This window comes from Methanothermus sociabilis (assembly GCF_055392295.1).
Genome location: NZ_AP042467.1, coordinates 175429 through 198169, shown reverse-complemented (window position 1 = coordinate 198169; position 22741 = coordinate 175429). Strand labels below are relative to the sequence as shown.

Annotated in this window: 24 protein-coding genes, 2 tRNA genes and 1 pseudogene; 10 read left to right on the top strand and 17 right to left on the bottom strand. The window is 31.7% G+C overall.

Annotated features, from left to right (window positions below; genetic code table 11):
* Positions 1–8: 8 nt before the first annotated feature.
* Together ACZ5LY_RS01120 and cgi121 are read left to right on the top strand one after the other, a co-directional pair.
* The gene (locus tag ACZ5LY_RS01120; RefSeq protein ID WP_013413592.1) at positions 9–1505 is read left to right on the top strand and encodes a 2-isopropylmalate synthase; all 1497 of its coding nucleotides are present in this window, start codon (positions 9–11) and stop codon (positions 1503–1505) included.
* On the top strand, positions 1486–1959 hold the full coding sequence (cgi121, locus tag ACZ5LY_RS01115) for a KEOPS complex subunit Cgi121 (RefSeq protein ID WP_464577695.1): 474 nt from the start codon (positions 1486–1488) through the stop codon (positions 1957–1959). Before ACZ5LY_RS01120 ends, cgi121 begins: the two co-directional genes overlap by 20 nt.
* Here cgi121 and ACZ5LY_RS01110 read toward each other — a convergent pair.
* The 9 genes from ACZ5LY_RS01110 to thiC are packed head-to-tail and all read right to left on the bottom strand — an operon-like array spanning position 1934 to position 11656.
* A complete protein-coding gene (locus ACZ5LY_RS01110) occupies positions 1934–2917 on the bottom strand; it encodes a DegT/DnrJ/EryC1/StrS family aminotransferase (RefSeq protein WP_464577694.1) in 984 nt (327 codons plus the stop codon). The genes cgi121 and ACZ5LY_RS01110 overlap by 26 nt on opposite strands.
* Positions 2914–3840: a glutamine-hydrolyzing GMP synthase gene (guaA, locus tag ACZ5LY_RS01105; protein ID WP_013413589.1), complete on the bottom strand. Its 927-nt coding sequence runs from the start codon at positions 3838–3840 to the stop codon at positions 2914–2916. Before guaA ends, ACZ5LY_RS01110 begins: the two co-directional genes overlap by 4 nt.
* Positions 3841–3844: 4 nt before the next feature.
* Positions 3845–4399 (bottom strand): GMP synthase subunit A, encoded by a 555-nt coding sequence (locus tag ACZ5LY_RS01100; RefSeq protein ID WP_013413588.1) that lies wholly within the window; start codon positions 4397–4399, stop codon positions 3845–3847.
* Positions 4396–5310: a thioredoxin-disulfide reductase gene (trxB, locus tag ACZ5LY_RS01095; protein ID WP_013413587.1), complete on the bottom strand. Its 915-nt coding sequence runs from the start codon at positions 5308–5310 to the stop codon at positions 4396–4398. The genes ACZ5LY_RS01100 and trxB overlap by 4 nt, the downstream gene beginning before the upstream one ends.
* Positions 5307–7172, bottom strand: a complete 1866-nt coding sequence (gene gatE, locus ACZ5LY_RS01090; protein WP_464577693.1) for a Glu-tRNA(Gln) amidotransferase subunit GatE — start codon at positions 7170–7172, stop codon at positions 5307–5309. Before gatE ends, trxB begins: the two co-directional genes overlap by 4 nt.
* Positions 7147–8484, bottom strand: coding sequence for a Glu-tRNA(Gln) amidotransferase subunit GatD (gene gatD / locus ACZ5LY_RS01085; protein ID WP_013413585.1), 1338 nt, complete (start codon positions 8482–8484; stop codon positions 7147–7149). The genes gatE and gatD overlap by 26 nt, the downstream gene beginning before the upstream one ends.
* Positions 8484–8708, bottom strand: a complete 225-nt coding sequence (locus ACZ5LY_RS01080) for a 4Fe-4S dicluster domain-containing protein (RefSeq protein ID WP_048060545.1) — start codon at positions 8706–8708, stop codon at positions 8484–8486. Before ACZ5LY_RS01080 ends, gatD begins: the two co-directional genes overlap by 1 nt.
* 5 nt (positions 8709–8713) lie before the next feature.
* The gene (locus ACZ5LY_RS01075) at positions 8714–10378 is read right to left on the bottom strand and encodes an ATP-dependent DNA ligase (protein ID WP_013413583.1); all 1665 of its coding nucleotides are present in this window, start codon (positions 10376–10378) and stop codon (positions 8714–8716) included.
* Positions 10379–10390: 12 nt separating this feature from the next.
* Entirely contained in the window at positions 10391–11656 is a 1266-nt protein-coding gene (gene thiC, locus ACZ5LY_RS01070) for a phosphomethylpyrimidine synthase (RefSeq protein ID WP_013413582.1), read from the bottom strand.
* Positions 11657–11859: 203 nt separating this feature from the next.
* On the opposite strand from thiC, the gene ACZ5LY_RS01065 reads away from it, so the two are divergent.
* A complete protein-coding gene (locus ACZ5LY_RS01065; protein WP_013413581.1) occupies positions 11860–12264 on the top strand; it encodes a CBS domain-containing protein in 405 nt (134 codons plus the stop codon).
* On the opposite strand, the gene ACZ5LY_RS01060 is transcribed toward ACZ5LY_RS01065, so the two are convergent.
* The 5 genes from ACZ5LY_RS01060 to ACZ5LY_RS01040 form a co-directional block, all read right to left on the bottom strand.
* Entirely contained in the window at positions 12256–13068 is an 813-nt protein-coding gene (locus ACZ5LY_RS01060; protein ID WP_464577692.1) for a methanogenesis marker 8 protein, read from the bottom strand. The genes ACZ5LY_RS01065 and ACZ5LY_RS01060 overlap by 9 nt on opposite strands.
* 1 nt (position 13069) lies before the next feature.
* On the bottom strand, positions 13070–14092 hold the full coding sequence (locus ACZ5LY_RS01055) for a hypothetical protein (RefSeq protein WP_464577691.1): 1023 nt from the start codon (positions 14090–14092) through the stop codon (positions 13070–13072).
* A 71-nt stretch (positions 14093–14163) separates the two neighbouring features.
* Positions 14164–14796 carry an MBL fold metallo-hydrolase gene (locus tag ACZ5LY_RS01050; protein ID WP_013413578.1) on the bottom strand — a complete coding sequence of 211 codons (633 nt, stop codon included), beginning with the start codon at positions 14794–14796 and terminating at the stop codon, positions 14164–14166.
* A 33-nt stretch (positions 14797–14829) separates the two neighbouring features.
* Positions 14830–14964 (bottom strand) — tRNA-Trp (locus ACZ5LY_RS01045).
* 15 nt (positions 14965–14979) lie between these two features.
* Positions 14980–15050, bottom strand: a tRNA-Cys gene (locus tag ACZ5LY_RS01040).
* Between the two features lie 300 nt (positions 15051–15350).
* On the opposite strand from ACZ5LY_RS01040, the gene ACZ5LY_RS01035 reads away from it, so the two are divergent.
* From ACZ5LY_RS01035 to ACZ5LY_RS01005, 7 genes are all read left to right on the top strand, one after another.
* The gene (locus ACZ5LY_RS01035) at positions 15351–16277 is read left to right on the top strand and encodes an ATP-binding cassette domain-containing protein (RefSeq protein WP_464577690.1); all 927 of its coding nucleotides are present in this window, start codon (positions 15351–15353) and stop codon (positions 16275–16277) included.
* A gap of 1 nt (position 16278) precedes the next feature.
* A complete protein-coding gene (locus ACZ5LY_RS01030; RefSeq protein ID WP_464577689.1) occupies positions 16279–17043 on the top strand; it encodes an ABC transporter permease in 765 nt (254 codons plus the stop codon).
* Positions 17044–17066: 23 nt separating this feature from the next.
* On the top strand, positions 17067–17396 hold the full coding sequence (locus ACZ5LY_RS01025) for a hypothetical protein (RefSeq protein WP_013413575.1): 330 nt from the start codon (positions 17067–17069) through the stop codon (positions 17394–17396).
* A gap of 23 nt (positions 17397–17419) precedes the next feature.
* Positions 17420–18655 (top strand): tRNA pseudouridine(13) synthase TruD, encoded by a 1236-nt coding sequence (gene truD, locus ACZ5LY_RS01020; protein WP_464577688.1) that lies wholly within the window; start codon positions 17420–17422, stop codon positions 18653–18655.
* Positions 18656–18676: 21 nt separating this feature from the next.
* Positions 18677–19069, top strand: coding sequence for a DUF126 domain-containing protein (locus ACZ5LY_RS01015; protein ID WP_464577687.1), 393 nt, complete (start codon positions 18677–18679; stop codon positions 19067–19069).
* 20 nt (positions 19070–19089) lie between these two features.
* Entirely contained in the window at positions 19090–20277 is a 1188-nt protein-coding gene (locus ACZ5LY_RS01010; protein ID WP_464577686.1) for a metal-dependent hydrolase family protein, read from the top strand.
* A 164-nt stretch (positions 20278–20441) separates the two neighbouring features.
* A complete protein-coding gene (locus tag ACZ5LY_RS01005) occupies positions 20442–21467 on the top strand; it encodes a H(2)-dependent methylenetetrahydromethanopterin dehydrogenase-related protein (protein ID WP_464577685.1) in 1026 nt (341 codons plus the stop codon).
* Here the strand turns inward: ACZ5LY_RS01005 and ACZ5LY_RS01000 are convergent.
* The 3 genes and pseudogenes from ACZ5LY_RS01000 to mtnP all read right to left on the bottom strand — a co-directional run bounded on the left by ACZ5LY_RS01000 (position 21457) and on the right by mtnP (position 22736).
* A complete protein-coding gene (locus tag ACZ5LY_RS01000) occupies positions 21457–21804 on the bottom strand; it encodes a heavy metal-binding domain-containing protein (RefSeq protein ID WP_464578019.1) in 348 nt (115 codons plus the stop codon). The genes ACZ5LY_RS01005 and ACZ5LY_RS01000 overlap by 11 nt on opposite strands.
* An 87-nt stretch (positions 21805–21891) precedes the next feature.
* Positions 21892–21936, bottom strand: a pseudogene (locus tag ACZ5LY_RS00995) (hypothetical protein); the annotation flags it as partial.
* Positions 21937–21971: 35 nt separating this feature from the next.
* Positions 21972–22736, bottom strand: coding sequence for an S-methyl-5'-thioadenosine phosphorylase (mtnP, locus tag ACZ5LY_RS00990; protein ID WP_013413569.1), 765 nt, complete (start codon positions 22734–22736; stop codon positions 21972–21974).
* Between the last annotated feature and the right edge of the window lie 5 nt (positions 22737–22741).

Below are 22741 nucleotides of genomic sequence, written 5' to 3'. Positions count from 1 at the left end.
GGAGAAAATTGAAAGTTAAAATACTTGATACAACATTACGTGATGGAGAACAAACGCCAGGAGTATCATTGACACCAGAAGAAAAGCTTAGAATAGCCATAAAATTAGATTCTATAGGTGTAGATATAATAGAAGCAGGTTCTGCAATTACTTCAGCAGGGGAAAGGGATGCCATTAAAAAAATAGCTTCAGAAGGACTTTCTGCAGAAATATGTAGTTTTGCACGAGCATTAAAACAAGATATAGATTCTGCAATAGAATGTGACGTTGATAGTATACATCTGGTTATTCCTACATCTGATATCCATATACAATACAAAATGCGAAAAACCAAAAATGAAATTTTAGAACAGGCAATCGAATCTGTTGAATATGCTTTAGAGCATGGATTAGTGGTGGAGTTATCAGCTGAAGATGCAACAAGAAGTGATTTCAATTTTTTAAAAAAAATATTTACTGAAGGAATAAATGCAGGAGCACAAAGAATATGTGCTTGTGACACAGTTGGCGTTTTAACACCAGAAAGGGCATATGATTTTTACAAAAAATTAAGTAAATTAGATGTACCTCTTGCTGCACATTGTCATAACGATTTTGGATTAGCTACTGCAAATTCATTGTCAGCAATAAGAGCTGGTGCAAATGAAGTTCATGTAACTGTAAATGGTATAGGTGAGAGAGCTGGCAATGCAGCTCTTGAGGAAGTCGTAGTTGCATTACACTCACTTTACAATATTAAAACTAATATCAAAATAAATGAGCTTTATGAAACATCAAAAATGGTAGCAAGATTAACAGGTATGTATTTACAGCCAAACAAGGCAATAGTTGGCGAAAATGCATTTGCACATGAATCAGGAATACATGCAAATGGTGTAATTAAAAAAGCAGAAACTTATGAACCAATAACTCCAGAGATGGTTGGACATAAGCGTAGATTTGTACTTGGAAAACATATAGGGAGAAGTTTATTAAAAAAACATTTAGAAAGGTTAAAAGTTAAAGTAAATGATAAGCAGTTAAATGAAATATTTCAAAGAATTAAAGAGTTGGGAGATAAAGGTAAATGTGTAACTGATGCGGATCTTCAGGCAATAACAGAAGATGTGTTAGGTATACCTTCTAAGAAGATTGTTGAAGTTCAGGAGGTAACAGTAGTATCTGGAAATAAAGTAACTCCAACAGCTTCTGTTAAACTCAAAATAAACGGGAAGGAGATTCTTGAATCAAGCACTGGAGTAGGACCAGTAGATGCCGCAATAAAAGCTATGAAAAAATGTTTAGACTATTTTGCAGATATTTCCTTGGAGGAATATCATGTAGATGCAATAACTGGCGGAACAGATGCTTTAATTGATGTAATGGTTAAATTAAAATATAAAGACAAAATAATATCTGCAAGGAGTACGCAACCAGATATTGTCATGGCTAGTGTGGATGCATTTGTAAGTGGTGCTAACAGATTATTACTGGAAGTCTATGAGAATGAAAATATTAGGGCTTAAAGGTAAAATTGAAGATATTGACGCAGCAATTGAAAAAATAAAGAAATATGATTGTGTTATACAATTAATGGATGCTAGAGCTATAGGTGGCAAGAGACATGTTAAGCATGCTGTGATACATGCATTAAATGCCATGAAAAGAAATGAAAACATTGCAAATGATTTAGGCATTGAAATTTGTGTTAGAACTGCCGGAGAAAGGCAAATATCAAAAGCATTAGACATTGTTGGAATAAAAGATGATACAGAAAAGTTTTGTGCTGTATTTTTAGGATGCGATGAAGATATTATAGAAGAATTTATTAAAGATTTTGGATTTGAAAAGAACAATGAAGTATTGAAACCCAACGAAAGTTATTTAAAAAAGTTATATAATCTTGGAAAAGAAGTTGAAGTTGTTGGAGTTGAAAATGCCTTAATAGAAAGAACTACTCTTTTGACAATTGAAGTTTAGAAAGTAAATCTAAAATCTTATCTAAGTTTTCTTTAGAAAGACATTTTGGTTCTATATTTTTTATTTCAATAGATATGGCTTTCTTGTTAATTCTTTCATATCTTGGGCAAGTCACGATTATATTTTTTTCGATGTTTATATGTTTTTTAATTTTAAATCTATCTTTTTTTGGATTATCTGATGGTAAAATTATATTTACTCCTCTTTTATTTTTATGAAATACATTATCTATATTTTTCTTAAGGTAAGTCACTGCATTTACAACTTTGTCAAAAACATCAGGGGCTCTTTTCAACTCTTCGATCATCCCTGCACAAGTAATAGGATCTGCCCTAATCATTCTTATTAAATATTGCTTTAATATTTTTTTGTCGTTTGTTGATATAAATCCTCCATTTCCTACATTAACAATTTTTGGGGAGCCTGTAGATGCAACAATGATATGGCTGTGTGATGCATTACATAATTTTCTTTTTGGATCTCCAATACTTCCAGAAGAATCTTCAACTAAAAGAATATCATGTTTATCACAAATTTTATATAATTTTTTTATTGGCTGTTCAGCTGTATAACCTGCAAAACTTGTGACAAAAAGCGCAGAAGGTTTATCATTTAATTTATCTAGATATTCCTCAAAAAAGGAAGGATCAATTATTCCTAAATTTGTAGGGACTTTCAAAATTTTTTTATTCAATATTTTTGCTATTTCTATAAATCCTTTCCATCCACCTTCATCAGGTATTAAAAACGGCTCTTCCAATATATTCATCACAGCCATTATTGCAGAATCTCCAGAATTAACAACCCTAGCATATTTATGACCTGTTATTTTTTTTACTAATTCTTCAGCTTTGGATATTAAGCTATATTTATACAAATAAGTTTTAGAGTTAGATGCTACATCACACATAGCTTTCCTTGCTGCAGGCGATGGTCTTCTAAACTTTAATTTTATCATGCTAATTCTATAGTACTTGGTGGTTTATCACTTATAGATAAAGCTACATGTGTAACTTCAGGTATTTCAGAGGTTATTCTCTGAGATACTTTCTTTAAAAAGTCCCATGGTAATTTAGGAACTTTGGCTGTCATGGCATCTAAAGATTCTACAATCCTTATAACTACAAGATATCCATAATCCCTTTTATCACCTTTAACACCAGTAACTTTTGTGTCTGTAAGCACTGCAAAATATTGCCATAATTTTTCATGTAAATTTCTCTTAATTACCTCTTCTTCAACAATTTTATTGGCTTTTCTACATATCTCAATTTTTTGAGGAGTGATTTCACCAAGTATTCTAACAGCAAGTCCTGGGCCTGGGTATGGTTGTCTTTTAATTATTTTTTCAGGAAGTCCTAATTCTTTTGCCAATATTCTAACTTCATCTTTATAGAGATCACGAAGAGGTTCAACAACTTTTAGTACTAAACCACTAGGAAGTACAACATTATGGTGAGATTTTATTTTTCCTCTACTTTCTATCCAATCAGGTGCTATTGTACCTTGTAATAAATATTTTGCATCTTCTTCTCTGGCGACTTCTTCAAATATTTCAATGAATACTTTACTTATAATTTTTCTTTTCTTTTCAGGGTCTTTAACACCTTTAAGTGCATCTAAAAATCTTTTTGAAGCATCTACATACCTAAAATTCAGTTTGTCCTTAAAAAATTTTCTAATTTCTTTAGCTTCACCTTCTCTTAATAATCCATGATTTACAAATACTGCAATCAATCTATCCCCTAATGCTTTTTTTGCTAAAAAAGCTGTTACAGAACTATCTACTCCTCCTGAAAGTGCTATTATTGCTTTTGATTTCCCAACAGTTTTTTTGATATTTTCTACAGCTTCTTCTATGAATTCTTGAGGTTTAAACATTTTTTCACCTTTTACAAACTTCATAGAAATTTGCAAATATTTTTTCACCGTTTTCAGTGTGATGAACTTCTGGATGGAATTGTACACCATAAATAGGTTTCTTGCAATGTTTCATGGCTTCTATTTTACACATTTTAGAACTTGCTAACAACTCAAAATTAGATGGTAATTTTATTACTTCATCTTTATGTGATGCCCATACTCTCATTTTTGGGCCTAAACCAATAAATATATCATTTTCATCTATTATATCTATTTCTACCATTGCATATTCTTCAAATTCTGCACTACGTAATTTTCCACCAAATACTAATGCTATGAGTTGGTGTCCTAAACATATTCCTAAGATAGGTATATCAAGTTTCTTTATATATTCTTTACAATTGCCTGATCTTTCAATAGATGGTCCACCACCAATGATAAGTCCCAAAGGATCCATTTTTTCGATCTCTTTAACTGATGTATTATTCTCAATCAATTTACACTTTATTCCTAAATATCTTAATGTTCTATATATCCTGTGGTTGTATTGACCATAATTATCAATAATTACAATCATTTTTGTCCCCGTAAAAGATCGTTATGTGCTGTTAATGCTGCTATTGCACCTTCAGAACATGCTACAATCCATTGATTTGGAGTATGTGTAATGTCTCCCGCAGCATATACATGTTGAACATTTGTCCTTTGAAACTCATCAGTCATTACATATCCTCTTTTATCAAGCTTGACTCCAAGATCTCTAGCTAACTTATTGAGAGGTATTTCACCTATTGCTATAAAAACACCGTCAACTTCAACAATTTTCTTTTCTTTTGTTTTTTTATTGTATAAAACTACCTCTTCAACTGAATTATTGCCTCTTATTTTTTCTACAACTGAATCCCAAATTACAGGAATATTTAAATCTTTAAGTTTCTTTTGTAAATATTTTTCAGCTCTTAATTTATTTCTTCTATGTACTAGTTTAACTTTACATCCTATGCTTTTGAGATATATAGCCTCTTGTACAGCACTATTCCCACCACCAACCACTAAAATATTTTTATTTATATATAGAGGTCCATCACATATAGCACAATAACTGACACCTCTTCCTTTAAATTCTTTTTCTCCTGGAACATTTAATTCTCTGTGTGTAGTTCCAGTTGCTAAAATAACAGCCTTACTTAAATATTTGTTTTTTGTGGTAGTAACAATAAATTTTGAATTTTCATGTTTAATACTTTTAACCTCTTCAAGTTCTTTTATATCAACAAGTGGAGAAACTTGTTCTTTCATTTTTTCTATTAAAACCATTCCTTTAACTTTTTTATAACCAGGATAATTTTCAATATATGGAATTTCCAAACCTTTTCCACCAACACGACCTTTCTCTAAAATTAGGACATTATCACCCTGTCTTCCTCCATATAAACCTGCAGTTAAACCTGCAGGTCCAGCTCCAACTACAATAATATCATATCTCATGATACCAACTTTTGAATTTTTTTAGTAACAATTTTATTTACTACTTTTCCATCAGCTTTACCTCTAAGTTTTTTCATGGACATTCCCATTATTGGTCCAATAGCATTCATTCCTCTTTCCTTAATTAACTCAATATTTTCTGATATTATTTCATCAATGATCGATTTGATTTCATCCTCGCTAAGTAGTTTTAGGTCTAATTTTTCTGCTGCTTCTTCTGCAGAACAATTTTTATCTGTCATGTATGCCAATATTTCATTGATAGCATCTTTTGATATTTCTTTATTTTCTAATAATTTAAATACATCTAATAAATCGTTGAAAGTTAATTTATCAATGTCATGACCTTCTCTTCTAATTTCATCTAATGAATATGCCAAAGTGGCACCAACAATCTTACCTTCTAAATTCACTTTTTCCATAATTTTTTCAAAAATGTCAATCCGATCTTTTTTAAGTAATTGAGATGCTAAATCTTCACTTATGTTATATTCACTCATAACTCTCCTCATTTTCTCTTCTGGAAGTTCTGGAAGATTAGATTTTATTTTTTCTATATATTCTTTGGTTATAGGGACTGGAGGAATATCAGTTTCTACATACATTCTGCTTGCTGTTGGCAATGGTCTTAAATATTCAGTATTACCATCACTTAATGCTCTACGAGTTTCTTCAGGTACTCCTTTTATTGCAAGCTTAGCACGCTTTTGAACTTCTTTTAAAGCTTCAATACATTTCTCCTTTTCACCAACTACCATTACAACTGCATCTTCATCACTAACATTTAAATAATCTTTAAGATTTTCAGTTTCTTCTTTACTAATTCCATAAGCAGGAAGTTCGTCAGTATGAATTATGCCGCCAACGCCTCTTTTTTTTGCATAATCAGAAAGTTCAGTTCCAAATCTTCTACCTGGCTGCACTTCTTTTCCAAGTAAGCCTCCAAATCCACATAATTTTATAGCCATGACATGTGGAGAATTAGCAATTATCTTAGAAGATGTATTTTTAAATATTTCCTTAACATCGTATATTTTATTTGGAACTTGAGCATTTCTATTTTGTAATTCATTTTTTATTTCTAAGAGGGATAATTGTCTTTGAACCTCTCTTTTAACTATTGTAGGAATTAAATCTAAATCTTGAACACCTTTAATTTCAACACGAGCTCCATCTTTAATTGAGATGTTAAGGTCTTGCCTTATAGTACCTATACCTCTCTTTACTTTCGTACTTCTTAATATCTGGCCAATTTTATATGCAACTTCTTTTACTTGTTCCGGATCATTCATTGTTGGTTCAGTTGCTATCTCTACCAAAGGAATTCCTAACCTATCTAACCTAAATATTACACCATCTTTTGTTTTTTTTACTTTTCTTGCAGCATCCTCTTCTAAACATAAAGTCTGTATACCAACCTTCCCATTTGGAGTCTTTACATATCCATTAGTTGCAAGCAATCCTGTTCTTTGAAATCCTGTAGTATTACTACCATCTATCACTTGTTTTCTCATCACATGAAATTCATCTACTATGTTCATGTTAAGAAGTAAAGCTATTGTTAATGAAATTTCCAAAGCTTCTTTATTGATACTATGTGGTGGTTCTTCATCTGCCTCAACTAAACATGTTTCATTAGTATAGGCTTGGTAAATGAATTTTAATTTTCTCCGTGCTTCTTCGAGCGCTGCTCTATCAAATTTACCTAACTCACTTAACGTAGGTCTAAGTTTTCTAAATATTTTAAACTCAGGATCTTTATCGATTAGCTCACATTTGCAAGGACAAAAAAGTTTATGTTTGGTATCAAGTTGTTGATGTATTTCCAGTCCAACCTTAAGACCTATCTTTTTCCAGTCCATGATATCCACCTGGGAAATAAATAAGCGATGATTTATTGTTGATCTCACCCACTAAATTTTTAGTCATCATTTTTGAAACTTCTTCAAAATCTTTTGTTTGTCCAAGTACCCACATCAGTTTTACTAAAGCAACTTCTGGTAGCATATCTTGGGCAGGTATAACACCAGCTTTAAGTAATTTTCTTCCAGTACTATAAACATTCATATTTATACGTCCATTTATGCATTGAGAAGTCATGACAACAGGAATTCCTGCATCTTTAGCTCTTTTTATGCTTGGAATTAGAGATTCTGCACAGTGCCCAAGTCCTGTACCTTCAATAACTATGCCTTGATAATTGTTTTCTACATAAAAATCTATTATTTCTGCATTCATGCCAGGATATGTTTTTATTAATGCTACTTTTGGTTCTAATTTGTTATTTAATTTGGGTTCCATTGTATCTCTTTTTATATAATTATTGTTGATGATCTCTACTTTGTTATCCTTTATTTTTGCCAGTGGTAAATCATTAATACTTAAGAATGCATCTCTACGTGAAGTATGCATTTTTCTTACTTTTACTCCTCGATGTAAATAACATTCTCTATCATGAGGTGTGGCATGCATACACACAGCAACTTCTGCAATATCAGATTTAGCAGCGACAACTGAACTAATTAAATTTAAACGAGCATCTGTGGAAGGCCTGTCAGAACTACGTTGTGCACCTGTTAGTATGATTGGAATAGGAGTCCTTATCATGAAAGCCAATGCAGCAGCTGTGTAATGCATGGTGTCTGTTCCATGTGTCACAACTATACCATCGACACCATTTTTAATTTCTTTGTATATGGCTCTAGCAATTTTCTCCCAATATTTTGGATCCATATTTTCGCTTAAAATATTTAAAATTTCTTTACATTTTATGTTAGCTTCATCTAAAAGTTCGGGATAAGCATTCAATAAATCATTTGCTGTAAATCTTGGATGAACAGCCCCTGTCCTATAATCAATAATTGAAGATATTGTTCCTCCTGTAGAAATGATTGAAATAAAAGGTAGATTAGGATCTTCTTTGATATCTAAACCTTCAAACTTTATTTCTGATTTTGTTGATTTTTCTATAAGTTCTATTTTTGCATCTGAAATATCTATGCCAATATTGTAACCATTATCAAGTTTTAAAGTTATATAATTCTTATCAAAAGTTTCAGGTCTATCTAATAAGATACCTTTATATGTTATGTTTGGTTTTACAATTTTAATTACATCGCCAGCTTCGGCTCCTACTTCTTCAAGAATTTTTTTGGCTGAAACTTTTGATGACATTATGGATCCCCTTCTTTTAAAATATGAACTTCTATTGCCAATGGTTCTGGACATGTATAGTAACAGTTCCCACAACCATTACATTTCTTACCTATATATTCAACATAATTGTAGCCTCTACTGTTTATTTTACTGCTCATTACAAGAGCGTTTTTTGGACAATCTTCTATGCACCTACCACAGCCTTTACATTCTTCTATGTTTATCACTGGCTTTGCCTTCATACTATTCACCCAAATTTTTTCTTGTACATTGATTCTATTCTTTGGACAGTGTCAACATCCTCTAAACTTAAATCATCTCTTATTCTTTTAACGACAGGGAATCGCAGGGAATAACCACTTTCATATTCTGGACTTTTAACAATCTCGCTAAATGCTACTTCTAATATTATTTTGGGTTCAACTTCTATCTTTTTACCTTTTTTATTTACCATTATGCGTTCCATTCTTTCAGTTAAATTCTTAAGTGTATCATCATCTAAACCAGTTGCAACATGTGCAACAGGTTTTAGCTCCCCTGTATCTTCATCTCTAGCTGCAACAAGATATGAACCCACCAGGTGTGCTCTTTTACCTTCACCATAATCTCCACCAATTACTACTAAATCAAGAGTTTCTGGCTCTGCTTTATATTTTAACATTTTTTTTCCACGTATTCCTGGAATATATGGAGCATTCGGATCTTTTATCATTATTCCTTCATGACCAGCTTCTATTGATTCCTTAAACAATTTTTCTGCATCATCTATATTTTCACAAGTTACTTCTACTTTTCGACTAAGTTCAACCTTTCCTTCCTTAGTTTTTGTTATAGATTCTAATATTTTTCTTCTATTTTCGAATTTTTCATCTATTAATGGATTTTCAAAATATAAAACATCGAAAAGGAACAATGTAAAAGGAATTTCTTTTATAGCCTTTTCAATTTCATATTTACGTCTAATTCTGTGTAATAAATACTGGAAAGGAATTGGCCTACCATTTTTAACTCCTATTATTTCTCCTTCAACGATGAAATCCTTTTTTGGCAATGCTTTTTCCACAGCATCAACTATATCTGGAACTGCATTAGTTATATTTTCAAGTCTACGTGTAAAAACAACTATTTCTGAATTTTTTCTATGGATTTGGACTCTTATTCCATCATATTTAGTTTCACAAAAGGCTTTCCCCATTTCTTCTATGGCTTTTTTAATGCTTGGCGCTGTTTGTGCTAACATAGGTTTAACAGGCCTGCCGGGCTTCAATGAAAGTTGTTTTAAGCCTTCGACTCCTTTTTCACATGCAACTTTTGCAACTAAACCTAAATCATTTGTTAACATATGAGCTCGTTCTACAATCTTTGGATCTACTTTAAATGCTTTAGCAATTGCATCCCTCATTATTCCTTCGCCTACACCTACCCTCAACTCTTCTAATATCATTCTTGTTAAATATTTGGCCTCCTTTGGTTTTGCCAAAGAAAGAATATCTGTTATAAGATTTATTTTACGTGTTTGTGCACCTTCTCCTGTTATGTCTGCAACTTTTTTTAAATTTGTATAGACTTTCTCAACTGTAAGTGGTTGTGTAATAAAGGTGACTTGTCTTCTTTTTTTGAACAATTTTTCTGCTGCTAGCCCTACATCGCCTTCTTCAGCAATTTTTTCTTCTATTTTGTTAGCAGATATTCCAGAAACAATTGACATCGCCTTTACAAGTAATTTAAATCCTACACCTAATTCTTTTTCACTCCATCCAGGAAAAACAGTGCCTAATGTCATTAAAACTACAGCTGGAAGCAACTCTTTATCTACTTCTGATAAAAATTTAGAAAGCAAATCTATTTTTTTTAACTTTTTTGTTGTTGATTCTAATTTTTCATACAATTCCACAAGTTTTATATATTTCAACTTATCATCCTCTCATTCAAATAAATCTTTTAAAATTTTAATTGCACAATATTCTCCACACATAGAACATGCTCCTTTACTTGGTTCATAATATTTTTTTGCTTTCTTAGGATCTAAAGCTAATTTAAATTGTTCATCCCATTTAAAATCTTTTCTTGCTTCAGACATTTTTAATTCTTTACTCCATGCTTTAGATAAACCCTTAGATACATCTGCTGCTTGTGCAGCTATTTTAGCTGCTATAACACCTTCTTTAACTTCTTTTATTCCAGGTATTGATAAATGTTCTGTAGGTGTTACATAACAAAGGAAGTCAGCTCCTGCAGCTGCAGCTATGGCACCACCAATAGCTGCTGTTATATGGTCATAACCTGGTGATATATCGGTTACAATAGGACCTAAAACATAAAATGGAGCATTTTTGCATATAGATTTTTGGATCTTAACATTTGCGGCTATTTGATCTAATGGCATATGTCCAGGACCCTCAACCATACATTGCACATTTTTTTCTCTGGCTTTGGCTACTAACTCTCCTAGATTTATCAATTCTCTTATTTGAAGCATGTCAGAAGCATCGTAAAGACATCCAGGTCTTAAACCATCTCCTAAACTTAAAGTGACATCATATTCATATGCGATATCTAAAATATACTCAAAATTTTGATATAATGGATTTTCTTTCTCATTATACTTTATCCATGCAGCTATAAATGCTCCTCCTCTACTTACAATGCCCATAATCCTTTCGGATTTTGATAATTTGTCTACAATATCTTTTGTTACGCCACAGTGGATTGTCATGAAATCTACGCCATCTTTTGCTTGGGTTTCAATTGCTTTTAACATGTCATCTTCATCCATATGTATTACAGCGCCTTTTTTCTTTCTTGCTTTAACTCCAGCTTCATAAATTGGAACTGTACCTACAGGAACATCAACATTTTTTAAAATTGCTTTTCGGATTTTAGATAAAGATTTCCCCGTACTAAGATCCATTACAGTATCTGAACCATATTTTACAGCTATTTTGGCTTTTTTAACTTCTAAATCAACGTCGTCATGATCGGGAGATGAACCAACATTTGCATTTACTTTAGTTGACGCATGTTTTCCAATAGCACAAGGCGTGGCTGACCTATTCACATTATGTGGTATGACTATTTCACCCCTAGCTAATCCTCTAACAATTTTTTCTACCTCAATATTTTCCATTTTAGCAGATTTTACCATAATGTTAGTTATGTTGCCTTTTGCTGCTTCTTCCATTAATGTCACTTTCATCCCTCAAAACTTTATTATTTTTTTAAATTAATGAGAAATGATTACTTAATCATTAAAATCATGATTTGATTATACCTTAAACTTATTATAAGATTAAGATCATAGATATAGATAGTGTTCATGACACTTAGCACTTCAAATGAAAATCTTTTTTAGCAAAGTTTTTTAAATTTTTTTATTTTAGGAGGATCTCAAAATTGATTTCTACTACAAAAAAGAAACTTAAGGACCTTAAGGCTCAGGATATAATGATTAAAGATGTATTGACAGCTAATCCAGATGATACTGTGGCAGCTGCTAAATTAAAAATGGTTAGAGCTAATGTAGGAGGATTACCTGTAGTCAAAAATGGAAAGCTTGTAGGCCTTATAACTCATAGAGATATACTATTAGCTGGTAAGGAGGCATTAAACCTCCGTGTTAAGGATTTAATGAGTAAAAATCTTGTTGTAGTTGGAGTTGATACTTCTATAAAAGAAATCAGTAAAATAATGAGTGAAACTGGTTATCAAAGAATTCCAGTAGTTATCAATGACAACAAATTAGTTGGTCTCATAACTCAAAGTTGTATAATACGTGCTGTAGCAAAATATTTAGATTAATGGATATGGTTGACCATAGCTGTTAGAAGATCCTTTTTTAGCTGTTTTAAACTTCAACAATATTTTTTTACCTTTTTTTGTTGCCGCGTAAACTGGTATAGATCTCCCAACTTTTAATAAAGCTTTTTTATCCCCTATTTTACGGATATATTTTGAAGCACAGGAAGTAATTATATCTGCAACTTCAAATAGTTTTTCTGCATCGTTTTTAGATATTCCTGTTAAATGCACTGCAAATATGCATGCTCTAGGTGCAATTTTTCTTATTTCAATTGCTTCTTTTACAGAAGTTACCGTAACTGCTATTGATTTATAACCTTTATTAATTGCTTTTTTTACACCTTTTACCTGGTCTATTTCTGCAGTTTTTTTATTTAATACGTTATCTTCACCAATAGTTTTTATTATTGTCTCAATTGGTGTTGTAGATATTATACCAGAAATTCGTCCGCCTATACCTTGGGCAAGCATGGGATCATTGACAATTACTGTACCTGCACCATCACAGACCATTACTGCACAATCTAATATTTTATCTTGTAGAAGTGATGATATAATTTCTGAGGTGCCATAAGATAAATATTTTTCCATATATAACTTTCTTTTTGGTGTACACATCCCAAAATCCCTTATTCTAAACTCAATATTTTCTTTTATGGCTTTTCTTGTAATTTTTTTAATTCCTCTATATTTATAGAAAATAGGACAATATTTAATTAATGGTTTTCCAACATATTCAACATTTCCGTCTCTAATAATAATTTTTGTCTTTCCAAGTGCTTCTATTATGTGCTTGTCTTTCATATCATTCCCTACGTGGAAAACCTTTTGCTGGACTTGGCTTGAGAATTATTTTTGCATCAGATCTTAATAATGCATTTGCAGATGCACTTAACGAACAAAGAGTTCCTACGCCATGTCCAATAATTTTATTGTCCTCTACCAGATCAACAGTAATATAATTTTTGTATTTAACGATTTCCTTAACATTAATTTTCTTTATTCTTTCTAAAACTTTGTTTCCAATAGCACTTATTGGTTTTCCAAGCCAGCAATGCTTTAATGGACAATTATCACAATAATTCTGAAAAAGTCTGTTTAATTTTTTACTGCCAAGTCCAGCATCCATTTCAGCCCTAACGGTTGAATAAGCAATACAACATCCCCAATTCAATCCTATTTGTTCACCCTTTTCTAATATTCTTGTAAAAACTCTTCTTTTTTTCCATTCAATTATATTTACCATTTTCCTTTGGTATTTTATTTTACCAGTGTTTACACTATTCTTAAGTTTTTCCTGTATTTCTTTCCTAATTTTTTTATTTTTAGCAGCCGAAATATTTATTGCACAAACCGGACAAAAAGAAGAAACAGCTTCTGATATTAATTTATCATTAGAGTCATATAACAATGATTTAATACCTAATCCTTCCTTTTTTATTTCTACATATCCACCCTTTTCCCAAATTTTTGATATTACAATTGATGCAGGAGTTACAACTCTACCATAACCAAACATTTCTGAGACTTTTTTTAAATCAATCTTAGAAGTTAATACTTTACTTAAATCGTGTGAAATATCTGATGGCAACAACTCTGCATCTATTTGTGCTTTGAGTATTGATGGCGCCCATGTTATATCTTTGCCTTTCCCTATTACTTCACCGGAGTCATCTACCACTTCTGAAAAACATCCTTCAGGTAGTTCAATAGATCTTGTAAATCCACCATTTTCACAAATTCTTTTAAGTACTTCATGACATATTCCACAGGCACCTTCACTTAAGTCAAGATCTAAAGAAGAAAGAACTTTTTTTCTAAACCCCATTTAAATCTCCATTTATTAATTTATCCCAACAATTTATAAATTATTTATTAATAAATTAGCAATCAAAATTCTTACTTTAAAAAATTGTATAGTTTTTTAATTTTATTAAATGCTAAGTTTATATGGAAATTTCCATTGTTAACAATTTCTCCATGACCAGGTAGCAAATATTCAACATCATAAGATTTAATTTTCTTTATAGAATTTATTAGATCTTCCATATTGCCTCCAGGATAATCACAACTTCCAAAACCTCCATTTGCAAAGATGGTGTCTCCAGAAATTAATATTCCATCTGAGAATAAGCATATGCTACCTGGCGTATGACCTGGCGTATGTATAACTTTAAAACCAGCTATTTTATTCCCATCTTTTAGTTTTTTATGAACTTTCATGGGATGGCATTTTTCTCCAAATAAATATGAAACAGTTGCCATCTTGTCTCCTTTCTCTAAAGCCTCAGAATCTTTTTTATGTATTGCAATTTTAGCTGAAAAAAGAGAATTTCCACCAATATGGTCATAATGACAATGAGTATTTATGATCAATTTAATATCTTCAGGGTCAACTCCAGCTTTCTTCATTTTAGAAAAAACATAGTTTTTATTGTGCCCAGTGCCTGTATCTATTATAGTATTGTCTATTACATAAATATTTGAATCATAATCTTTGCCAGGTATGATTATAATATCTTCTATGTCCAATTTAGACCCCAAAAAACAGTTATAAAGAAAAAGTGGGGACACTGGGATTTGAACCCAGGTCCTGGGATCTCCCCTGCTCAGGACTCCAGATCTTCATCACAGGTCAGAAGCGCGCCTTTCATCAATCATCTGGAGTCCCAGATGATGGCCTGACTACACCATGTCCCCACAAGAAAAATTTAAAGCCGAGGGTGAGATTTGAACTCACGTCAGCGGATCTGCAGTCCGCCGCTTTGCCCCTAAGCTACCTCGGCTTCACCTCGGCCAAGATTAATATTACATACTAATTATATTTAAATTTTACGGTTAAGTTTATAAATAAAATAGATTTTCATGCTGCCAAAATTTACAAATTAAAACATTACTTTTTGTGAACTGTTAAATAACGATCTTTTCACATGTAATGAGAGATCTTTAATACTCTAATTTTTGTGAAGTATTTTTATACAATTTCTTTTTACAATTATTACAATTTTTTGGATGATTTGACGTTTTAATGAAATTTAATAGATAGATTCAACAAAAATAGATAGTAGAATGGAGGATTCATAAAAATGAAATTCATAATCAAAACAAAAAATATAACTAAAAAATATGGAAATTTTACAGCTGTAGACAATGTAAACATCCAAATACCTAAAGAAAGTATTTATGCAATTTTAGGTCCGAATGGAGCTGGTAAAACAACTTTAATATCCATGTTATGTACAATACTTCGCCCTACTAGTGGAACAGCGAAAGTTAATGGATATGATATTATAAATGAAGCTGCTAAAGTGAGATCTTCCATTGGCATTGTATTTCAATCTAGATCTCTTGACGACATGTTAACTGGTAGAGAACATCTTGAAATGCATGCGGCATTGTATGGTGTTCCAAAAAATATTAGAGAAAAACGGATAAATGAAATTTTAGAACTTATAGATTTAGAGGAGAGAGCAGATGATTATGTAAAAACATATTCAGAAGGCATGAAGCGTCGATTAGAAATTGGAAGGGGATTAGTACATCATCCAAAAGTATTGTTTCTGGATGAACCAACACTTAGGTTAGATCCCCAAACTCGTGAGAGCATATGGGAATATATAAAATACCTAAACAAAGAAGAAAAAGTCACAATATTGCTTACCACTCATTATATGGAAGAGGTAGATAAGCTGTGTGACAAAGTTGCTATAATGAACAAGGGAAAGATAATAAAAGTGGGTACTCCTGAAAGTTTAAAAAATGAATTAAAAAGTGATACAATAACTGCAAAAGTTGAAAGGCCAAAAGAATTTGTTAAAATAGTTCAAGACATTGAAGGAGTAAAGGAAGCATTTCTCAATGAAAAAATTATAAAAATAATAGTGGAGAGAGGAGAAAATCTCATACCAAAAATAGTGAATTTTGCAAATATGAACAATTTTGAGATAAAATCGATAAAAATAGAACGCCCCACACTCGACGAAGTATTTAAAAAATATATATCTGAAGGATGAGATGTCTGAAATTGAAGGCATTTATGTTGTATGGTTAAGAGAAGTAAAGAGATTTTTACGTTATAAATCAAGAATACTTACCTCAATAGTTACACCTCTCTTGTGGTTGATTATATTTGGCACTGGTCTTGGTATGTCAGTGAAATTCACAAATATTCCAGGAGGATATAGAACTTTCATTTTTCCTGGAATAATAGCACAAACCATACTTTTTACTAGCGTGTTTTCAGGAGTTTCAGTTGTTATAGATAGACAATACGGATTTTTAAAAGAAATATTAGTTTCTCCAATTTCAAGACCATCTATTATCTTAGGAAAAGCATTTGGGATTAGTACGGCCTCAGTAATTCAAACTGTAATTTTATTGGCACTGTCTTTTTTAGTAAATATTGAAATAACTCTAACATCATTTGTCATCAGTGTTATTTTGTCCTTTATAATTTCTATGGGTTTTGGTGGCTTAGGCCTTATGATTGCAGCAATAACTGAAAGTACAGAAGGATTTAATCTTGTGATGAGTTTTATAGTTTTGCCAATTTTCCTATTGAGTGGCGCATTATTTCCCATAACAGGATTGCCTACATGGCTTCAAAGAGCCGTACATGCTAATCCCCTAACTTATGGTGTTGATGCATTGAGATTTATAATACTCCACAGATCAGTGTTCCCATTCTGGATCAATTTGTGCATTATTTCTTTATTTTCTATTTCCATGATTTTAATTGCATCAATACTTTTTGATATTAAAGAACAAAATCTACTATAGAGAAATTTTTAGGAAGTGAAAAAATGAAAGAGAAAAAAAGTGCTAATTTATTCGCAATTTTGATAATATCTTTATTGGCATATGGAATGGCTTCAATTCTGTCTTTATATTTACATTTTACTTTTCCAGGTTTCATACCATTAACCACAAGTGGAGAAAATAAAATAATACCAATTCAAGATAAGACATTTACTCCAGTAATGATTAAAGAACCAAAATACAAAGAAAGTACAATAAAAGGAAATACTTCAACTAGTAATTTAACTCAGAGAAATACAGAAAATTACAGTGAAATTTATTTAAGGAAATCAACAAACAGACATCAGTCTTTTACACAACAGACCACTAAATAATTCAAAATTTTAGGAAGGGTAGAATGTTAAATGCTGAGACATATGTAACAAAGACTAGAGGAATTGGAGGGAAAATTAGAGAAAAAATTGAAGATTTTTATGTAGAGGAAATCCCCCTAATTAAACCTAGTGGAAAAGGACAAAATGTATGGATATGGATAGAAAAGAGAAATAGAACAACTTTAGATGTAGTTATAGATATTGCAAAAAAGTTGCACATTGACAGAAGAAGAATGGGATTTGCAGGGATGAAAGATAAGTATGCTGTAGCCAGACAATGGATATGTGTTAGCAATATAGATCCGGATGAAATAAAAAATTTGAAAATTCGCGGTGTTAAATTTCTTAAAATTGTAAGACATGAAAAAAAATTGCGTTTAGGACAATTGATAGGCAATAAATTCCGTATAATTGTTAGAAATGTCAAAAATCCTAAAAATGCCGCTAAAGATGCCAAAAAAACGCTTAAAACATTGTCAGAAATTGGAGTACCTAATTATTATGGTTGGCAAAGATTTGGAAAACCAAGAAGTAATACTCACTTAATTGGTAAAGCTTTAATAAAGAATGATTTAAAAAAAGCTGTAGATCTTTATGTGGGTAATCCTTTCCCTGGTGAACCTGAAAAAATTAAAAAAGCTCGTAAATTATATGATTTAGGTGAAATTGAGAAATCTTACGAATCCATGCCAAAAACATTACAATATGAACGTACAATTTTAAGAATTTTGTTGAAAGATAAGAAAAAAGGAAAATTAGACGATAAATCATATTTAAAAGCTATTTTGGCACTCCCAAAACCTCTAACTCGAATGTTTATCCATGCTTATCAATCATATCTCTTCAATAAAGTTGTTAGTGAAAGATGTAAACTTGGTATAAATAAGTATGTAGAAGGGGATATTTTAGTTAATAATCAAAACAGAATCATTAATGCTGAAAATGCTGAGAAATTAGTAAAGGAATTCAAGGCACATCCAACAGCCCCTCTTTATGGTACTAAAGTACCTTTAGCTAGTGGAAAGGTTGGAAAAATAGAAAAAAAGGTTTTAAAAGAAGAAAATTTAAAATTAAATGACTTTAAGTGTGAATTAATACCAAAGTTAGGAACACATGGAATAAGAAGACCGATAAGATTCAGAGTATATGATACAAAAGTTGAAGCTTTAAGTAATGGTGTTTTACTCGAATTTTCAATCCCTAAGGGTTGTTATGCTACTGCAGTTCTAAGAGAAGTCATGAAAAAAGATGTAGCTTAAATTCAATTGGAGCGTTGTAATATGAATGTTAGAGTAATTTCAAAAGGAAATGCAAAAGGAAAACCACTCGTTTCTAATGAACCTCTGAGTTTTCTTGGAGGCGTTGACCCAAAGACGGGCAAAGTGATTGATCCACGACACCCATTAAAAGGCAAAAGTATTAAAAATAAAATTTTAATTATACCTGGTGGTAAAGGTTCAACAGTCGGATCATATGTGCTTTACCAACTAGCTAAAAATAAAACAGCTCCTGCAGGTATAATTTGTATTAAAGCTGAACCTATAGTTGCAGTTGGTGCGATAATAGCTAAAATACCTCTAGTTGATGGTATAACAATAGAAGATATGGAAGAATTGTCTAAATGTCATGAAGTTGAAATTAAAGATGGAAAAATTAAAATGATCAAAAAATAATTTTGTTTGTGGAGGTCTCTATGATACTAACGAACATAAATATAATCGATGGCACAGGAAGAGAGCCATATCATGGGTCAATTATAATTTCAAAAGGTAAAATAAAAGAAATAACAACTAAAAAAATGGAAGGAATTGACCTAGACGATGGATATGCTCTACCAGGTTTCATAGATGCACACGTACATTTAATGATGAATGGTTATGATGAAAGAAGAATAGAAAAACCTTTATCATTATATTTTTATGAAGCAATTAATAATATGCGTGCAACATTAGATGCTGGCGTGACTACTGTTAGAGATGCTGGTTTTGCAGACCTTGGAGTTAAATTAGCAGCTGAAAAAAATTTATTTCCATCACCAAGAATTTTAATAACTGTTGCACCACTTTCACCTACAGGTGGACATTTTGATGGTACTTATAAATCAGGAATTGATACAACATTTTTCTATCCTGGAATGCCAAAGACAACTTGCGACGGTGTAGATGAAGTTCGTAAAAGAGTACGTGAAGTAATTCGTGCAGGCGCTGATTTTGTTAAAATTGCCACGAGTGGTGGTGTATTAAGTCCAAATGATCATCCTAAAGATGTCCAATTTTCTATTGAGGAACTGCAAGCAATAGTGGAGGAAGCGAAATTTAGAGGGAAAAAAGTAATGGCCCATGCCCATGGTAATAAGGGAATATTAAATGCCATTAAAGCAGGTGTACACTCAATAGAACATGGAACATTTATAGACAGGAAAAGTTGTAGACTTATGATTGAAAGAGGCATATATTTAGTTCCTACTTTTCTTGTTACAAGATACAACTCAAAGGAAAACAAAGATATTCCTAATTATATGAAAAAACAAGCAAAGGAAATTAGCAAAGTACATAAAGAAAATATGGAATTAGCTTATGAAGAAGGAGTAAAAATGGTAATGGGAACTGATTCTGGTGTTGTTAAACATGGTAACAACCTTAAGGAACTGGAATATATGTGCGAAATAGGAATGGATCCTATGGAGGCAATACAGTCTGGGACTAAAGTTGCAGCCGAATGTCTTTTACTTGAGGATAAGATAGGAACGATAGAAAAGAATAAAATTGCAGATATAATAGTTGTCAAAAAAAATCCACTTGATGATATATCTGTACTTAGTGATAAAGAAAACATAATATTAGTGATGAAAGAAGGTAAAATTTACAAGAAAGATATATAAGTCAAAATTTTTCATTGTTTTTTATATTTCTAATTTTTGAGTTCTCAATACTTTCTAAACCCATCAATATCAGGATTTCATAGGAAGAATAAACACAAAATTTTTTAGTAGATTTCTTAAAAAAATTTTCATAAATTGTCATGTTTTTTCATGAGGTGTAAAAAATGAAAATAGCAATTTATGGAGCTGGAAATCAAAATCTCTATACAAAGATATTAAAGCTGCAGGAGAGATTTGGTGGAGAACCACCATTTGGCGGAAGTAGAATGGCAATAGAATTTTCAGAAGCTGGACATGATGTAGTTCTAGCTGAGAAGAATAGAGAGGTGATGGAAGAGGAACATTGGAAGAAAGTTGAGGATGCTGGAGTTGAAATAACTGATAAAGATGAAGAAGCAGCGAAAGATGCTGAAGTAGCAATACTTTTCACACCATTTGGGAAAAGAACTTATGAGATAGTTAAAAAAATAATAAAACATTTGCCAGAAGGGTCTGTTATTGCAAATACTTGCACAGCTTCGCCATTAGTTATCTATTATACATTTGAGAGGGAATTTAGGGAAAGGAAAGATCTAGGAATTTCATCTTTACATCCTGCAGCAGTTCCAGGGACACCTCAGCATGGACATTATGTTATATCTGGGAAAACTACATTTGGGCTTGAAATAGCTTCTGAAGATCAGGTTAGGAAATGTGTTGAGCTTGCTAAAAGTTGTGGTAAAGAAGTTTTCCTAGTTCCTGCAGATGTGTCTTCTGCTGTTGGAGATATGGGTGTTCTTGTAACTGCTGTTACATTGGCTGGGATACTTGATTATTACACTGTAGGAACAAAGATAATTCCTGCCCCTAAAGAAATGGTGGAAAAACAGATAATAATGACACTAAATACTATTGCATCTCTAGTAGAATCTTCAGGAATAGAAGGATTAATAAAAATTTTAGATCCAAAAATGATTGTAAAATGCGCAAAATCAATGCTTCTTAAAGATGATCAAGAGGAACTGAAAGCTGCACTTAAAACTTTGTCTACGATAAATGATGAATTCAATGAAATGAAAAAGAAAGGTAAAATAAATCCTACACACTTTGTTGCGTCACAAAGCCTTACAAAAGAACTTATAAACATGGTAGGTGAGGCTGCAGCACGTGGAGTTCTTAGAAGGTCATGGCAAGAATTGTTCAAATATTAACAGAAACATTTTCTTCTTTTTCTTTCTTTTTAACTTTAACTGCCGTTCCATATGCAAGAATTTCTTGCATTACATTAGATATCTCTGATGAATCGAAACGTGTACTAATAACTGCATTAGCTCCCATATTTCTTGCATGTTCGATTAAACGTTCAAGTGCTTCTTGACGGGAATGTTCCATCATAGTAATATATTCTTTAATTTCACCACCAATCAAAGATCTTAAAAATGCAGCTATCTGACCTCCCAAACCTCTGCTTCTAACAGTGAGACCGTATACAAATCCAATAGTTTCAACAATTTCATATCCAGGTATATGGTTGGATGAAACTACAATAACATCTTCAGATTCTTCGGATGCAATGACGGCATCTTTTACAATGTTTATTTCTTTAAGTTGTGTTCCACACTCCTCACAGAAATTAGCATTTTTATTATAACTTTTTCCACAACTTGGACAATACTTCATATATTTTTCTTTTATTTTCAAGTTAACACCACATTTTAAATTTTAGCCCCTTCTAATGCTTTTTGACACTTACAATTTGGATCATATTTTAATTTTTTGATAGTTTTTTTAATTATTTTAATTAATTTTTGCTTTTTATTTTCAAGGACTTCAAAAACTTCATCTATAGTCAATTTTTTCTTTGAAATTGAGGCAGCATAATTTGATACTACACATATTGATGCATAACACATTTCTAACTCTCTAGCCAGAATAACTTCAGGTACGCCTGTCATGCCAACAACAGTTCCACCTAATTTCTTAAACATTCTAATTTCGGCAGGTGTTTCAAATCTTGGTCCTTCAGTACAAACATATATACCTTTATCTATAACATCAACTTCTCCATTATTTATTAATACCTCTCTAATATTTGGACAATAAGGGTCTGTCATGTCTATATGAACTGTCTTGTCATCATAAAAAGTGGTTGGTCTGTTTTTCGTAAAATCAATGAAATCATTTGGTATGAGCAATTCTCCAGGCTTAACATTTTCTTGCATAGATCCTACAGTGTTAACAGCAATAATTTGTTTTACACCAATTTTTTTCAATGCATAAATATTTGCCCTATAATTAATCTTATGAGGTGGATAATTATGGTCTTCAGCATGTCGAGGCATAAATGCTATTTTTTTGTCATAAAGTTTAAAAATTGAAATTGGTGAAGAAATACCATAAGGAGTCTCAACAGTCTTTTTCTCTACATTCTCACCTTTAGCCAATGTATATAACCCAGTCCCACCAATGATTCCTATCATTCTAT

What these genes read in the sequence shown, in the direction of transcription:
- cgi121 (WP_464577695.1), top strand. Translation starts at nt 1,486, where the DNA reads ATGAAAATATTAGGGCTTAAAGGTAAAATTGAAGATATTGACGCAGCA.
- ACZ5LY_RS01110 (WP_464577694.1), bottom strand. Translation starts at nt 2,917, where the DNA reads ATGATAAAATTAAAGTTTAGAAGACCATCGCCTGCAGCAAGGAAAGCT.
- guaA (WP_013413589.1), bottom strand. Translation starts at nt 3,840, where the DNA reads ATGTTTAAACCTCAAGAATTCATAGAAGAAGCTGTAGAAAATATCAAA.
- ACZ5LY_RS01100 (WP_013413588.1), bottom strand. Translation starts at nt 4,399, where the DNA reads ATGATTGTAATTATTGATAATTATGGTCAATACAACCACAGGATATAT.
- trxB (WP_013413587.1), bottom strand. Translation starts at nt 5,310, where the DNA reads ATGAGATATGATATTATTGTAGTTGGAGCTGGACCTGCAGGTTTAACT.
- gatE (WP_464577693.1), bottom strand. Translation starts at nt 7,172, where the DNA reads ATGGACTGGAAAAAGATAGGTCTTAAGGTTGGACTGGAAATACATCAA.
- gatD (WP_013413585.1), bottom strand. Translation starts at nt 8,484, where the DNA reads ATGTCATCAAAAGTTTCAGCCAAAAAAATTCTTGAAGAAGTAGGAGCC.
- ACZ5LY_RS01080 (WP_048060545.1), bottom strand. Translation starts at nt 8,708, where the DNA reads ATGAAGGCAAAGCCAGTGATAAACATAGAAGAATGTAAAGGCTGTGGT.
- ACZ5LY_RS01060 (WP_464577692.1), bottom strand. Translation starts at nt 13,068, where the DNA reads ATGAAAGACAAGCACATAATAGAAGCACTTGGAAAGACAAAAATTATT.
- ACZ5LY_RS01055 (WP_464577691.1), bottom strand. Translation starts at nt 14,092, where the DNA reads ATGGGGTTTAGAAAAAAAGTTCTTTCTTCTTTAGATCTTGACTTAAGT.
- ACZ5LY_RS01035 (WP_464577690.1), top strand. Translation starts at nt 15,351, where the DNA reads ATGAAATTCATAATCAAAACAAAAAATATAACTAAAAAATATGGAAAT.
- ACZ5LY_RS01030 (WP_464577689.1), top strand. Translation starts at nt 16,279, where the DNA reads ATGTCTGAAATTGAAGGCATTTATGTTGTATGGTTAAGAGAAGTAAAG.
- ACZ5LY_RS01025 (WP_013413575.1), top strand. Translation starts at nt 17,067, where the DNA reads ATGAAAGAGAAAAAAAGTGCTAATTTATTCGCAATTTTGATAATATCT.
- truD (WP_464577688.1), top strand. Translation starts at nt 17,420, where the DNA reads ATGTTAAATGCTGAGACATATGTAACAAAGACTAGAGGAATTGGAGGG.
- ACZ5LY_RS01015 (WP_464577687.1), top strand. Translation starts at nt 18,677, where the DNA reads ATGAATGTTAGAGTAATTTCAAAAGGAAATGCAAAAGGAAAACCACTC.
- ACZ5LY_RS01010 (WP_464577686.1), top strand. Translation starts at nt 19,090, where the DNA reads ATGATACTAACGAACATAAATATAATCGATGGCACAGGAAGAGAGCCA.
- ACZ5LY_RS01005 (WP_464577685.1), top strand. Translation starts at nt 20,442, where the DNA reads ATGAAAATAGCAATTTATGGAGCTGGAAATCAAAATCTCTATACAAAG.
- mtnP (WP_013413569.1), bottom strand. Translation starts at nt 22,736, where the DNA reads ATGATAGGAATCATTGGTGGGACTGGGTTATATACATTGGCTAAAGGT.